General features: G+C 41.4%; 1 protein-coding gene. It reads right to left on the bottom strand.

What is annotated here, in order from left to right:
* Positions 1–215, bottom strand: a 215-nt coding sequence (locus R2R70_RS21530) for a hypothetical protein (protein WP_410979129.1), incomplete at its 3' end; no start/stop codon positions are given.
* Positions 216–256: the final 41 nt, after the last annotated feature.

The following is a 256-nucleotide window of genomic DNA, read 5'->3' as shown; positions in this document are numbered from 1 at the left end:
ATATTAGCTAGTAGAGCTTGGCCTTCTGCACTTGTAGGGTCAATACCCTGAGCCGCAGCTACTTGAGCATAGGTTGCAGTTAAGTTATTTAAACTTTCAGTTAAAAATGCAACATCTATATCAGGGTTAGACGTAAAGCCTAGCTGAACGTTTTGTTGGTAACCATTTTCTGCTGCAAAGTCATTGGTAGAAAAATAAGTACCTGCAGCTGGCAAGCGAGTCTCATGCCATTGGTACTGATAAAAACCTTCTAGGG

The organism is Cobetia sp. SIMBA_158 (assembly GCF_046566945.1).
In the GTDB taxonomy this organism is placed as follows: Bacteria; Pseudomonadota; Gammaproteobacteria; order Pseudomonadales; family Halomonadaceae; genus Cobetia; species Cobetia amphilecti.
This window is presented reverse-complemented; position numbering and strand designations above follow the sequence as displayed.